The 13,632-nt window shown below is 67.2% G+C and carries 8 protein-coding genes; 3 read left to right on the top strand and 5 right to left on the bottom strand.

Going from position 1 to position 13,632, the window contains the following annotated elements:
* The first annotated feature begins 2 nt into the window (after positions 1-2).
* Complete coding sequence (locus AC0KVN_RS11625; RefSeq protein WP_435567022.1) at positions 3-1,502, top strand: PepSY domain-containing protein; 1,500 nt, start codon at positions 3-5, stop codon at positions 1,500-1,502.
* Positions 1,499-2,551: a HoxN/HupN/NixA family nickel/cobalt transporter gene (locus AC0KVN_RS11630; protein ID WP_010339676.1), complete on the top strand. Its 1,053-nt coding sequence runs from the start codon at positions 1,499-1,501 to the stop codon at positions 2,549-2,551. The genes AC0KVN_RS11625 and AC0KVN_RS11630 overlap by 4 nt, the downstream gene beginning before the upstream one ends.
* A gap of 51 nt (positions 2,552-2,602) precedes the next feature.
* Here the strand turns inward: AC0KVN_RS11630 and AC0KVN_RS11635 are convergent, their stop codons facing one another.
* From AC0KVN_RS11635 to AC0KVN_RS11650, 4 genes are read right to left on the bottom strand one after another with little or no spacing between them, the layout of a single operon-like run.
* Positions 2,603-3,349, bottom strand: coding sequence for an SDR family NAD(P)-dependent oxidoreductase (locus tag AC0KVN_RS11635; RefSeq protein ID WP_435567023.1), 747 nt, complete (start codon positions 3,347-3,349; stop codon positions 2,603-2,605).
* 39 nt (positions 3,350-3,388) lie between these two features.
* Positions 3,389-4,795: an efflux transporter outer membrane subunit gene (locus tag AC0KVN_RS11640; RefSeq protein WP_435567024.1), complete on the bottom strand. Its 1,407-nt coding sequence runs from the start codon at positions 4,793-4,795 to the stop codon at positions 3,389-3,391.
* Positions 4,785-5,990, bottom strand: coding sequence for an efflux RND transporter periplasmic adaptor subunit (locus tag AC0KVN_RS11645; protein WP_125985327.1), 1,206 nt, complete (start codon positions 5,988-5,990; stop codon positions 4,785-4,787). The genes AC0KVN_RS11640 and AC0KVN_RS11645 overlap by 11 nt, the downstream gene beginning before the upstream one ends.
* On the bottom strand, positions 5,983-9,177 hold the full coding sequence (locus tag AC0KVN_RS11650) for an efflux RND transporter permease subunit (protein ID WP_037521123.1): 3,195 nt from the start codon (positions 9,175-9,177) through the stop codon (positions 5,983-5,985). The genes AC0KVN_RS11645 and AC0KVN_RS11650 overlap by 8 nt, the downstream gene beginning before the upstream one ends.
* A 329-nt stretch (positions 9,178-9,506) precedes the next feature.
* On the opposite strand from AC0KVN_RS11650, the gene AC0KVN_RS11655 reads away from it, so the two are divergent.
* Positions 9,507-10,403, top strand: coding sequence for a LysR substrate-binding domain-containing protein (locus AC0KVN_RS11655; RefSeq protein ID WP_010339681.1), 897 nt, complete (start codon positions 9,507-9,509; stop codon positions 10,401-10,403).
* 6 nt (positions 10,404-10,409) lie between these two features.
* Here the strand turns inward: AC0KVN_RS11655 and AC0KVN_RS11660 are convergent, their stop codons facing one another.
* Positions 10,410-13,613 carry an amidohydrolase family protein gene (locus tag AC0KVN_RS11660; protein ID WP_483656117.1) on the bottom strand — a complete coding sequence of 1,068 codons (3,204 nt, stop codon included), beginning with the start codon at positions 13,611-13,613 and terminating at the stop codon, positions 10,410-10,412.
* Positions 13,614-13,632: the final 19 nt, after the last annotated feature.

A 13,632-nucleotide genomic window follows, 5' to 3' on the forward strand; every position in this document is an offset into this window, starting at 1 on the left:
CCATGTTGCGGCCGGTCCTGCTGCTGCATCGCTGGCTGGGCATCATCATCGGCGCCGTCATGACGCTGTGGTGCCTGTCCGGCTTCGTGATGCTTTATGTCGACTATCCGCGCCTGACACCGGCCGCGCAGCTTGGGGGGCTTGCGCCTCTCACCCTGTCGGCCGGGCAAGCGGGCACGCTGCCCGATACCATGGCGCTGTCCGCCGCCCGGATCGAGATGATGGCCGGGCGGCCTTTGTTGCGGGTGACGCCGGCGCTCGATCCGACGCGGACCATCCCGCAGATGCGGGTATCCGCCGGCACCCATGACTGGGCGTCGGGGAAACCGGTCGAGCAGGTCGATCCGCAAAATATCCACAGGGTGGCGCTCGAGTTCGGCCGCAACAGCGCCATTGCCGGCCCGGTCGGGAATATTGCCCAGACCGAGATGGACCAGTGGACGGTCCAGACCTTCCGCCGCAATGCGCCGCTCTACCGCGTCGATTATGCCGATGCGGCCGGGACGCAGGCCTATGTCTCGGGCAAGAGCGGGGAGGTGGTGCAGCTGACCACCCGCTTCCAGCGCTTCTGGGGCTGGCTCGGCGCGGTGCCGCACTGGCTCTATCCCACCATCCTGCGACAGGATGGCGCGTTGTGGAGCCAGGTCGTCATCTGGACCTCGCTGATCGGCTGCTTCCTGACGATCACCGGCCTGTGGGTCGGCATCGCCCGGCTGCGCCGCCGTCGCGATGGCAGCATCGGATCGCCCTATCGCGGCCTGTGGTGGTGGCACCATATGGCCGGGCTGTTCTTCGGCATAGTGACGCTGACCTGGGTGGCGAGCGGGCTGCTGTCGATGAACCCTTGGGGGCTGCTCGACAGCGAGGCGATGATGACCCAGCGTCAGCGGCTGAACGGTGACTTCGCCTGGGGCGATGCGCGCCGGGCGATCGCGGCGCTGCCCGCCCTGCCGCAAAACACCGTCCGGCTGGAGGCGGTGCCCTTTGCCGGTGCCGTCCATCTGGTGGCGATCGATCGGGCTGGCAAGGCGCAACGCTTCGACGCTGCTGGCCGGCCTGCCACTTTGTCGGAAGCGGGCCTGCGCGCCGCGCTCCAGGATGGACCGGCGATCGCCTCGCTCGACCTGCTGCGCCAGGAAGACGCTTATTATTATGGTCACAAGGCCAGCGTCGCCCTGCCGGTGTGGCGCGTCATCCTGGCCGATGACCAGGCGACACGCCTCTATGTCGATCCCGCGTCGGGCCGCCTGATCCGCGCCTTCGACCGCAATGGCCGCGCCTTCCGCTGGCTGCAGGACGGGCTGCACCGGCTCGACTTCCCTTGGCTGCGCACCCGTCCCTGGTGGGATCTGATCGTCCTGCCGCTGCTCGCCATGGTCACGCTCGTCTGCGGGACGGGGACATGGATGGGCCTTTCCAAGCTGCGGCGCGACCTGCGCCGTGTCCGCAATCGCCGGCGGCGCGCCCGCGCCGTGCGGCCCCTGATCGGAGAAACCGCATGACCGCCACCCCTTTGCAGGCGTCGCTTCGGCGACGCAGCGTGCCGCTGATCGCGGCGCTCGTCCTTGCCAATCTGGCCGTCTGGGGCTGGGCCTTCGCCCTGTTCGGCGACCGACCGGTGATGATGGGCACGGCCCTGCTCGCCTGGGGCCTTGGCCTGCGCCATGCGGTCGATGCCGATCATATTGCCGCGATCGACAATGTGACGCGCAAGCTGATGCAGGATGGGCAACGGCCGCTGACCGTGGGCCTGTGGTTCGCGATCGGCCATAGCGCGATCGTGCTGATCGCCGCGCTGGGCCTCGCCTATGCGGTCAGTGCGCTGGCCGGGCTGGAACGGTTCAAGGCGACGGGCGGGATCGTCGCGACCCTGATTTCCGCCACCTTCCTGTTCGCCATCGCGATCATGAATCTGGTGATCCTGCGCCAGGTCTGGGCGACCTTCCGCCGGGTGCAGGCGGGCGGCAGCTATGTCGAGGCGGACCTGGACATGCTGACCGGTGGGCGCGGGCCGCTGTCGCGCCTGTTCCGACCGGTCTTCCGACTGATCTCGCGCCCCTGGCAGATGGCGCCGCTCGGCTTCCTCTTTGGTCTGGGCTTCGACACCGCGACCGAAGTGGCGATCCTCGGTCTGTCCGCTGCGCAGGCGAGCGACGGCTTTGCGCTCGGCCCGGTGCTGGTGCTGCCCTTGCTGTTCGCGGCGGGCATGGCGCTGGTCGATACGGTCGACGGCATGCTGATGATGGGTGCCTATCAATGGGCGTTCGTGAAGCCGCTGCGCAAGCTCTACTATAATATCGTCATCACCGCCTTGTCGGCGGCGGTGGCGATCGGCATCGGCACGATCGAGACGCTGGCGCTGCTCGGTGACAAGCTGGGGCTCTCCGGCGGCATCTGGGATGTCGCCGCCACGCTGGGCGAGCATTTCAACGATCTGGGCTTTGCGATCATCGGCCTGTTCATCGCCTGCTGGATCGCCAGTGCGCTCTTCTATCGCTGGAAGGGCTATGACGCGATCGAACTGGCCCCGGCCGGGGAAGTGCGGGCTTAGCCTATTCCGTTCGGGCTGAGCTTCGGTTTCGCCCAGCCCGAACGGCAGTCTTTACCCCTCGCGCGCGACCTGGAAGCCGGCGAAGGACTGGCTGACCGGCATCAGTTCCAGCGTGTTGATGTTGAGATGCGCCGGCTGGTTCGCGACCCAGAGCAGGGTGTCGGCGATATCCTCCGCCGTCATCGGATTGGCATTGCCATAGAGGGTGTCGGACGCCTGCTGGCTGCCGGTGCGGACCAGGGTGAATTCGGTTTCGACCATGCCCGGCTCGATCGAGGTCACGCGCACTCCGGTGCCGTGCAGGTCCGACCGCAGGCCGAGCGAGAATTGGCGCACGAACGCCTTGGTGCCGCCATAGACATTGCCGCCGGCATAGGGATAGGTCGCCGCCACCGAACTCAGATTGATGATCCCGCCCTTGCGCGCGACCAGGCCCGGCAGCAGCTTGTGGGTGACGGTGACGAGGCCGGTGATGTTGGTCTCGATCATCTGCTGCCACTGGGCAAGGTCGGCCGACTGGGCCGGCGCGGTGCCGAGCGCCAGGCCGGCATTGTTGACCAGCATGTCGATCGCGCGGAAGGCTTCGGGCAGGCTGGCCAGCGCCGCATCGATCGCGGCCTCGTCGCGCATGTCGAACACCAGTGGGCAGAAGGCGTCACCGATTTCGGCGGCCAGCTTTTCCAGCCGATCGGCGCGGCGGCCGGTGCCGATCACCTGCCAGCCATCGGCGGCAAAGGCGCGGACGGCGGCTTCGCCAATGCCGGCGGTCGCGCCGGTGATGAGGACGGTTTTGGTCATGGGGCGCTCCTGTCTTTTGTCGTCAGCCCAATAGCGAGATCAGGCCGCCCCGCCCAGCGCCTTCACCAGCGCGACGCTGGCGCGCATACGCTGGGTCTGGGCGATCAGCACCGCGCGCTGGGCGTCAAGCGCGTCGGTCTGGGCCGTCACCACCTCCAGATAATCCGACGCACCGTCGCGATAGCGGGTCAGCGCCAGATCGCTGGTGCGCTGCGCGGCGTCGGCGGCGCTGCGCTGATGGCCGATCTGGTCGGACAGATGATGGTTGGCGGCGACGGCATCCTCGACCTGGCGGAAGGCGGTCAGCACCGTGTCGCGATAGCCGGCGGCCAGTTCCTCATATTCGGCGCGCGACATCTTCACCTGTGCGCGGCGCTTGCCGCCGTCGAACAGGTTGAGCAGCGCCGATGCCGGGCCGAGGCCCCAGAAGCTGTTGGGGGTGGAAAACAGGTCGCCATGGGTGGTTTCCCACCCGCCGGTCAGGCCCAGCGTCAGCGTCGGGAAGAAGGCCGCCTTGGCCACGCCGATCCGCGCATTGGCGGCGAACATGCGCCGTTCGGCCGCCGCGATGTCGGGCCGACGCTCCAGCAGTTGCGAGGGGGCGCCGGTCGGCACGTCCGGCGCGGCAAGTGGCTGGGTACGGGCGGCGATGCTGAAGTCCGACGCGATCGCGCCGACCAGTGCGGCAATCTCATGCTCGGTCGCGGCGCGTTCATTGGCGATGGCGGAGATGTCCGCCTTCGCATTGTCCAGCACCGTCTTGGCGCGATTGACGTCGATGCCCGACGACACGCCGCCCTTGTGGCGCCGGTCGGTCAGGTCATAGGCCTTGCCGAAGGCGTCCACCGTCTGATTGAGCAATTCCGCCTGCGCATCCAGCCCGCGCAGCCGCGCATAGGCGTCGGCCACGGCGGCCTGCAGGCTGAGCCGGGCGGAGGCGAGATCGGCATTGCTGGCGTCTGCGTCGGCCCGCGCCGCCTTCACGCTGTTGCGGATGCGGCCCCACAGGTCGAGTTCATAGTCGAGGCTGCCGCCCACCACATAGTCATTATAGGTGACGGCGCTGCCATTGCCCTGGAATCGGTTGCCCGACACGCGGCGCCGGCCGGCATCGGCGCCGGCACTGATCTGCGGGAACAGATCAGCATTTTCCACCCGCGCGGCGGCGCGCGCCTGGTCATAGCGGGCGAGCGCAGCCGCCAAAGTCGGGCTGGCCTGCTCGGCGCGGGTTTCCAGGTCATTGAGGACGGGATCGTTGAACGCCTCCCACCAATTGCCGCGCGGCGTCGCGTCGGCCGGCTGGGCGGCGGTCCAGCCCGCCACTTCCTTATACTCGGCGGGGGCGCTGGTCTGGGGCGGCTGATAGGCCGGCGCCATCGAGCAACCGGCCAGCAAGACCGCCGCCAATGTCACGCCCGCGCCGCCGATCCGGCGGTCAGCGCGCATGCGTCGCGCCCTTTCCGCCGGCGGGCGCCGACGCCTGCACCTTCACCGTGTCGCCGGTGCGGATCGCATCGGGCGGCGTGTCGACGATCCGGTCATTGGGGCTGAGGCCGCTGGCGATCTGCACCGTGGCGCCCTCGTCACGGGCGATGGCGACCGGCTTCATGGTGATGCGATTGTCGGCGCCCACCACGGCGACGCTGGGGCCGTTGTTGCTGTAGAGGATCGCGCTGCCCGGAAGGGTCATGCCATTGCCCTGACCGGCGCCGACCTTGAAGCTGACCTGGGCGAAGGCGCCGGGCTTCAGCGCGCCGTCGGGATTTTCCGCCTGCAACTGGACCAGCACCGCGCCGGACTGCGCATCGACCGCGCCCGAACTGCTGGTCAGCGTCGCGTTGAAGCTGCGGCCGGGATATTCGGGCAGGGTCAGGGTCGCGCCCATGCCCGGACGGACGGAGGCGGAATAGCCCTGCGGCACGCGGACATAGATGCGCATGCGATGGATGTCGGACACGGTGAAGAGCGGCTGGGCGGCGGCATTGCCGGACACCACCAGCGCGCCGATCTGGGCCGAACGGCTGGTGACGACGCCATCGAACGGCGCGGCGAGGCGGGTGAAGCCCTGCTGGGCCTTCAGCCGCTTGACGTTGGCGAGCGCGGCGTTGGAGACGGCGGTGCGGGCGGCAAGGTCGCCGGCCTTTTCATCGGCCTCCTGACGCGAGACGGCGTCCTGCGCCAGCATCGCGCTCCAGCGCTTCGAGGTGGTTTCGGCGAGGCGCTGGTTGGCCAGCGCGGTCTGATAATCGGCCTGCGCGGCGGCGACCTGCTGGTCGAGGTCGGGCGCGTCGAGGATGGCGAGCGGCTGGCCTGCGCGCACCCGGTCGCCGATATCGGCCAGCCAGCGGCGGACATAGCCATTGGTGCGGGCATAGATGGCGGCGCTGTTATAGGCCTGCACATTGCCGGGCAGGACCAGGTCGTTGCCTTCGCCATTCATCGTCGGCTTGACCACCGCGACGGTCGGCACCGATGCGTCGGCGGCGGTTTCGCGCAGTTCGTTGGTGGCGCTGATGCGCGAGGCGACGCCCACGCCGACCACGGCGAGCGCGACCACGGCCGCGCCGATGCCGATCTTCTTCAGCGTGCCGCTGTCGGGGCCGGCCTGCTCGGGATTTTCGATGCTGTTATGGTCAGACATGGCTCGGCTGCATTTCCATGTTGTTGGCCTTCGCAGCCTTGCGGCTATGGACGAAGGCGAAGACGGTGGGGACGAAGAAGAGGGTGGCGATGGTGGCGCAGATCAGGCCGCCGACGACGGCGCGGCCCAGCGGGGCATTTTGTTCGCCGCCTTCGCCCAGGCCGAGCGCCATCGGACCCATGCCGATGATCATGGCGAGCGCGGTCATCAGCACCGGGCGGAAGCGGACCATGCCGGCTTCCAGAGCGGCTTTGGTCGCGTCGCCCAGTTCGGCGAGCCGTTCGCGGGCGAAGCTGACGACCAGGATGGAGTTGGCCGTCGCCACACCCATGCACATGATCGCGCCGGTCAGCGCCGGCACCGACAGGGTGGTGCCGGTCATGAACAGCATCCAAATGATGCCGGCCAGCGCCGCGGGCAGGGCGGTGATGATGACGAACGGGTCGACCCAGCTCTGGAAGTTGACGACGATCAGCAGGTAGATGAGCACGATCGCGCCGGCGAGGCCGAAGCCAAGGCCCGAGAAGGCGGTGTTCATCGTCGCATATTGGCCGCGAATGGTGATGGTCGAACCCTTGGGCTCCTCCGCCTTCAGCGACTTGATCGCCCGATCGATGTCGCCCGCCACCGCGCCCAGGTCACGGCCCTGCGTGGTGGCGAAGATGTCGAGCACCGGCGCGATATTATAGTGCGACACGACCGGCACGGTGTTGGAGCGGACGATGGTGGCGAGGCCGCCCAGCGGCTGCACCGCACTGGCGCCCGCACCCGACACCGGGACGTTGGACAGGTCGCTCATCGACCCGACCAGATATTCAGGGGCCTGCGCGACGACCGGATATTGGACGCCGTTCTGCGGGTTCACGAAGAAGACCGGGGCGGTCTGCGAGGTGCCGGCCAGCGAGCTGGCAAGGCTGGTGGTCACGTCGCGTTCGGTCAGGCCATATTGGCCGACGCGGGAGCGATCGACATCGACGTCCAACTGCGGCGCACGGCCGGGCTGCTGGATGCGGGCGTCGGCCAGGCCTGGAATGGTCGTGATCTTCGCGAGCAGCTTCTGCGCATAGGCGCGGTTTGCCTCCGCATCCTTGCCCGCGATCTGGATATCGATCGGCGCGGGCGCGCCGAAGTTCAGGATCTGGCTGGTGATGTCGGCGGGCAGGAAGGCGAAGGTCGTGCCGGGGAAGCGGCGCGGCAGTTCACGGCGCAGCTGCGAGACGAACTCGTCGGTCGGGCGATGGCCCTTGTTGAGCGCGATCAGCATGTCGCCGTCCTGCGGACCGATGGTGCCGCTATTGTTGTAGACGGTGTTGATGGAGCTGACCGGCAGGCCGATATTGTCGGTGATCGATCCCAGCTGGTCGGCCGGAATGATCTTGCGCACTTCGCGCCCGATCTGGTCGAAGCGGGCGGCCGTATCCTCGATCCGGGCGCCGACCGGCACGCGGATATGCATGGCGATCTGGCCGGAATCGACCGAGGGGAAGAAGTTGCTGCCTAGGAACGGCAGCAGGCCGAAGGACAGGACGACGACGGCCATGAAGCCGATCAGGAAGGGCTTGCGGGCGCCCAGCGCGCGGTGAAGCATCCCGACATAGGAGGTGCGAACCTTCTCGAACCGATATTCGAAGCCGCGCTGGAAACGGACGAGCGGGTTCCTGGACGTCGCGGTGCCGGCCAGATGCTCGTCCTCGTCACCGACATGGTGCGGTTTCAGCAGATACATCGCCATGGTCGGCACCAGCGTGCGCGACAGGATGAACGACGCGATCATCGCGAACACCACCGACAGCGCCATCGGCACGAACAGGAAGCCGGCAACGCCGGGCAGGAAGAACATCGGCACGAACACGATGCAGATGCAGAGCAGCGAGACGAAGGCGGGCGTCACGATCTGTGCCGCGCCGTCCAGGATCGCCTCGATCACGCCCTTGCCCTGTTCCAGGTGCCAGTTGATATTCTCGATCGTCACGGTCGCGTCGTCGACCAGGATGCCGACCGCCAGCGCGAGGCCGCCCAGTGTCATGACATTGAGGGTCTGGCCGAACATCGCCAGCGCCGCGATCGCCGCCAGAATGGCGAGCGGGATCGACAGCGCGATGATGACGGTCGAGCGCCAGCTGCCCAGGAACAGCAGGATCATCAGCGAGGTGAGCGCGGCGGCGATCGCGCCTTCATGGATGACGCCCTCGACTGCGGCCTTCACGAACAGCGACTGGTCGCCGATCGGCAGGATCTTGAGCGTGTCGGGCAGGGTGGCCGAAATCTTCGGCAGCGCCTGCTTCACGCCGTCGACGATGGCGAGGGTGGAGGTGCTGCCGTTTTTCAGCACGGTCAGCAGGGCCGAACGGCTGCCTTCCACATGGACGATATTCTGCTGCGGACCGGCGCCGTCGCGGACATAGGCGACGTCGCGCATGTAGATGGTCGCGCCGTTCACCACCTTGACCGGCAGGTCGTTGAGCGCGGCGATCGATTCCGGCGCGTTGTTCAGGCGGACGCTATACTGGGTCGCGCCGATCTTGACGAAGCCGGCCGGATTGATCTGGTTCTGCGCGGCGATGGCGTTGCCGACATCCTGCGCCGAAAGCCCCTTGGACTGGAGCGCCAGCGGATTGAGATCGATCTGCACCTGACGCTGCTTGCCGCCCGAGGGGAAGGGCATGGCGAGGCCGGGAATGGTCACCAGCTGCGGCCGGATCTGGTTCTGGCCAAGGTCGAACAATTGCTGTTCCGACAGGCCCTTGCCCGACAAAGCGAGCTGCAGGATCGGCACCGTCGATGCGCTGTAGTTCAGGATCAGCGGCGGGGTGACGCCCGGCGGCATCTGGCGCAGCACGGTCTGCGAGATCGACGTCACCTGCGCGGTGGCGGTGCGGATGTCGGCGCCGGGCTGGAAATAGATCTTGATGACGCCAATGCCCTGCAGCGACTGGCTTTCAATATGTTCGATGTCGTTGACCGTGGTGGTCAGCACGCGCTCATAAGGGCCGACGATGCGGCCCGACATGTCCTCGGGCGACAGGCCGGCATATTGGAAAGCGACCGCGATCACCGGGATGCGGATATTGGGGAACATGTCGACCGGTGTGCGCGCGGCGGACAGGATGCCCACGATTGCGATCAGGATCGCCATGACAATGAAGGTCAGCGGGCGATGCAGGGCAACCTTGACGATACCGATCATTCACGACTCCCGGCGCATCTCCCGGCGGAACGATGCCGGGGTGCGAAAATTTGGCGCCTCTCCAGAAGGAATGCCCTTATTTTACGGGTTCTGCAGCCGGGTTGCCAGAGCGGCATGGCGGCATGAGCCTATGAACGGCATTCATGAATGTGACGGCAATCCGCTGGTCGGCCGCGATATGACACGCGCAGCGGGATCGGGGGCGAATCCGCGCACAATGCCATGGGACGATGAGGACCACCGCCACATCCGCGATGGGCCATGCGCCCTTGGACATTCTGCGTCTAATATATAATATGGCATAATCGATATTTCTGACGAATGGATCAATGGATCTCCGCCATCTCCGCTATTTCCTGACTGTTGCCGAGGAAATGCATTTCGGCCGGGCCGCGCTGCGCCTGGGCATATCGCAACCGCCACTCAGCCAGCAGATCCGGGCGCTGGAGGAGGAACTGGGCGTGCGCCTGTTCGACCGCACCAGCCGCCGTGTCCGCCTGACCGAAGCGGGGCGGTTGTTCGAGCCGGAGGCGCGGGCGACATTGGTGCAGGCGGATCGCGCCAGCCAGACCGCGCGCCGGGCGCAGCGTGGCGAGATCGGCCATCTGGGGCTGGGCTTCACCGCGTCCGGCCCGTTCGTGCCGCAGATCGCCAGCGCCCTCTATCGCTTTCGCCAGACCTATCCGCAGGTCGAACTGATCCTGCGCGAACAGGGGCGCGACGAGCAGATCGAGAATGTGCGCAACCATCAGCTCGACATCGGGCTGGTCCGCGACTTCCTGCCGCCTGTGCTGCCCGAGGACATGGTGTCGCACTGCCTGTTGACCGAGGATATGTTGCTGGCGCTGCGCGACGATCATCCGCTGGCATTGCGCAAAGAAGATCCCAGCATCACCGATCTCGCCGGCGAGCCGCTGGTCCTCTATGGCGCGCCTAATGGCGCGGGCTTTACCGAGCATTTCTTCGCCCAGTGCGAGGCGGCGGGCTTCGTGCCGCGGATCGCGCATGAGGCGCGCAGCCTGGCGACCTTGCTGGGCCTCGTCTCCGCCGGCTTCGGCCCGACCGTGATCGCGCGGTCGATGGCGCGGCTGCATGTCGACAATGTCGTCAACCGCCGCTTCACCTCGCCGGTGACCAGTTCGCTATGGATGATCCACCATCGCACCCTGTCGCCCCCGGCCGAGGCGTTCCGTGCGACCGTGCTGGAGGACAGCCCGGCGCGCTGACATGGCTCAGGGCGTCGGGGTGGCACCGTCCTGCGCGAACCAGGGTTCGTCCAGCTTCGCGGGCGTCGGCCAGATTTCATCCAGCGTGGCGGGATCGTAAAGCCGGCCATTCTTCATCACCGCGCCGATCTTCTGCGCATTGGCGATGTCGGCCAGCGGATCGGCGTCCAGGATCAGCAGGTCGGCAAACTTGCCCGGCTCCAGGCTGCCGACATCGTCGCTATGGCCGATTACCTCGGCCGACCCGATCGTCGCTGCCTTCAGCGCCTCCATCGGCGTCGCGCCGCCAGCGGCAAAGGCCTGCAATTCCCACTGATAGCCAAGCCCCTGGATCTCGCCATGGCTGCCAAGGCCGACGAGGCCGCCGGCGCGCTGGATCTTCACCGCGTCGGCCGCGATCTGCTGCCAGCTCTGCGCTTCGGGCGGCATCCAGTGGCGGTTGCGCAGCTTGTCGCTGACGATGCCGGCCGGCACGAAATGGGTCCATTTCGCATCATCCTGCGGCCGCTTGTTGATGATGAAGTCGAACAGCGCCGGGGTGGTGCCATAGGCGACCAGGATGGTCGGCGTGTAGCTGGTGCGGCTCTGCGCGAACAGGCGGACGATGTCCTCGCGCAGCGGCGATACCGGGATGGCATGTTCATTGCCGGAAAAGCCATCGATCGCGTGGGTCAGGTTCAGCACCATGTCGCTCGCGCCTTCGGTCGTGGGCATCATGCCCAGTTCCGCCGCTGCCTCGACCATGAACTGGCGCTGGGCGCGGTCGCCGATCATGTAGCTCTTGATGTTCCGGGTGCGATAATGGTCGCGATAGCGGGTGAGGACGTCGACCGCATCCTGCTTGCTGTGGATTTCCGCGTTCACGAACACACCCGGCCCGGTCGACCAGGCGCGCGGCCCCCGCATCATCCCGGCGTCGATCATGTCCTGATAGGCGAAGATGTCGGTGGTGAAGGGCTGCGGGTCGAGCGCCGACGTGACACCGAAGGCAAGGTTGGCGGCAAAGTCCCAGTGGCCGCGTTCCTGAATGCCGCGCCGTATCTCGAACCAATGGGCATGGGTGTCGACGAAGCCGGGGACGATATATTTGCCGCCGACATCGCGGATCGTCGCGCCCTGCGGCACGGCGACCGATCCGCTGGCGCCGACCGCGACGATGCGATTGTCGGTGATGACGATGTCGGCATTGCGGATCACATCCTGCCCGCCCGCCATCGGCATGACGGTCGCGCCGCGCAGCACGACGCTGCCGCGGGGCACATCGCGCGGCAGCTCGACCGGCAGGGCGAAGCTCTGCGCCGCCGTCTCGGCCGCGCCCGGCGCCGCGTTCAATGCCTGATCGGTCGGCAAGCGGCGGAAGGTCGACCCGACCGACCAGGTGACGGTCGCGCCCTTGTCGGCCCAGTCGATGAAGTCGGCGCCAACCCGTGTCAGCTTGCGTCGCGCCACCGCCGGCGTGTCGAGATTGACGGTCGCCGGCTCGCCGCCATTGGCCGGCGGGATATCGACCAGATAGGCCTGGCTGAACGACTTGATGAGCGCGCGGCTGCCGTCCGGGCTGATCCGCACGTCCTCGACCGGCGCCGGGCCGGGGAAATATTGGCCCAGCCCATGGGCCAGCACGCGCAGCAGCGGCTGCGGATCGCCCCCCGCCAGCGGCACCGACGACAAGCCGCCGGCGCCATAGAAATAGAGGGTGTCACTTTCGCTGCCGAACTGCGGCTGGCGCGCGCCCATGGCATGGGTGATCAGCCGCGCCGCGCCGCCGCCGACGGGCATGTGGATGATGTCGGTCGGGCGCGCGGGATCGATCTCCGACGCGGTGCGCAGCCGGTCATATTGGTTCGCGCGCAACACCACCACGCCCTTGCCGTCGGGGGTGAAGACCGGCTGGCTGTAAAAGGCCGGAAACTGCGTCAGCCGGCGCGGCGTGCCGCCCGTAGCCGGGATCGTCCAGACATGGCCGCCATCCTTGGCGGTCCAGCTGACATAGGTGATGCTCTTGCCATCGGGCGACCAGCTCGGCTGGAAGGCATCGGCCGCGACAAGGCGTCTGGGTGTCATGTTCGCTGTCAGCTTCTGGACATAGAGGCCGCCCAAAGCGGTGAAGGCGACGCTGCCGCCATCGGGCGACTGGCGCGGCGCCTGTACCACCCGGACGCGGACCGGGCCGGTCTCTTCCGTCTGCCGCACGCGGGTCAGCGGGCCGAGGCCCAGTTGCACCGGCGCGGTGAAGGGGATGTCGCTGATCTTGCCCGACGCAATGTCGAGCCGCCGGATCCCGCCGCCGACGCTCATCAGCATCGCCTTGTCGCCCGGCAGGAAGCTGAAGCGCGGCAGCAGGTCGGCATAATAGCCGCCATCCTGGCCGTCCCGATCGATCGGGAAGGCGATCCATTTGTCCTCGCCGGTCTCCAGATTGCGGAGCCTGAGACCGTCCTTCTGGCCCTGCCGGCTGGCATAAGCGAGCAGCTTGCCGTCATGCGAGAGCGCCGGGCGCATCGCCCCGCCGGCCGACTGGATGATCGTCTCGTCCTGCCCGTTCTTGAGGTCGCGGCGCGCGATCGACCAGTTGGGCAGGTCATTCTCGGTCCAGGTATGGCCGCGCTTGGTCGCATAATAGAGATAGCGGCCATCGGGCGCCGCGACCGCGCCCATGGCATTCATCTTCGCGTCCCAATTGTCGGGCGATCCGGCCTTGGTGATCTGGATGCCGCTGCCGCCGTCACGGTCATACATGAACAGTTCGAACGCCAGGATCGAATGGACCGTGCGCGAGACATAGACAGAGCGGCCATCGGGCGACCAGGCCGGCGAGGAATAGATGGCGAGCGACTGGTCCTGCGACAGCTGCTTGAGGCCAGTGCCATCGACATTGGCGATCCAGAGATTGGTGACGCCCGACCGGTCGGAGAGGAAAGCGAACTGCTTGCCATCGGGCGAGAAGACCGGATTGCGCTCGAACGCCATGCCGGTCAGCAGCGGCCGCGCCGCGCCCCCGCCTGCGTCCAGCGCATAGATGTCGCCCAGCAGGTCGAACAGGATCGTCCGGCCATCGGGCGACATGTCCGGCTGCATCCAGGTCGCCTCATGCGCGTCATAGCGCAGCGTCCGGGTGGGCGTCAGGCTCAGCCCCTTGCTGTCCTGCGCCAGCGCGGGATGGGCACAAAGCAGGGACGCACCCAGCAGCAGGGAGGCAAGAGAACGCATTGCGGCCTTTCGGTCAGGG

The sequence above is a fragment of the Sphingobium sp. SG1 genome, assembly GCF_057063145.1.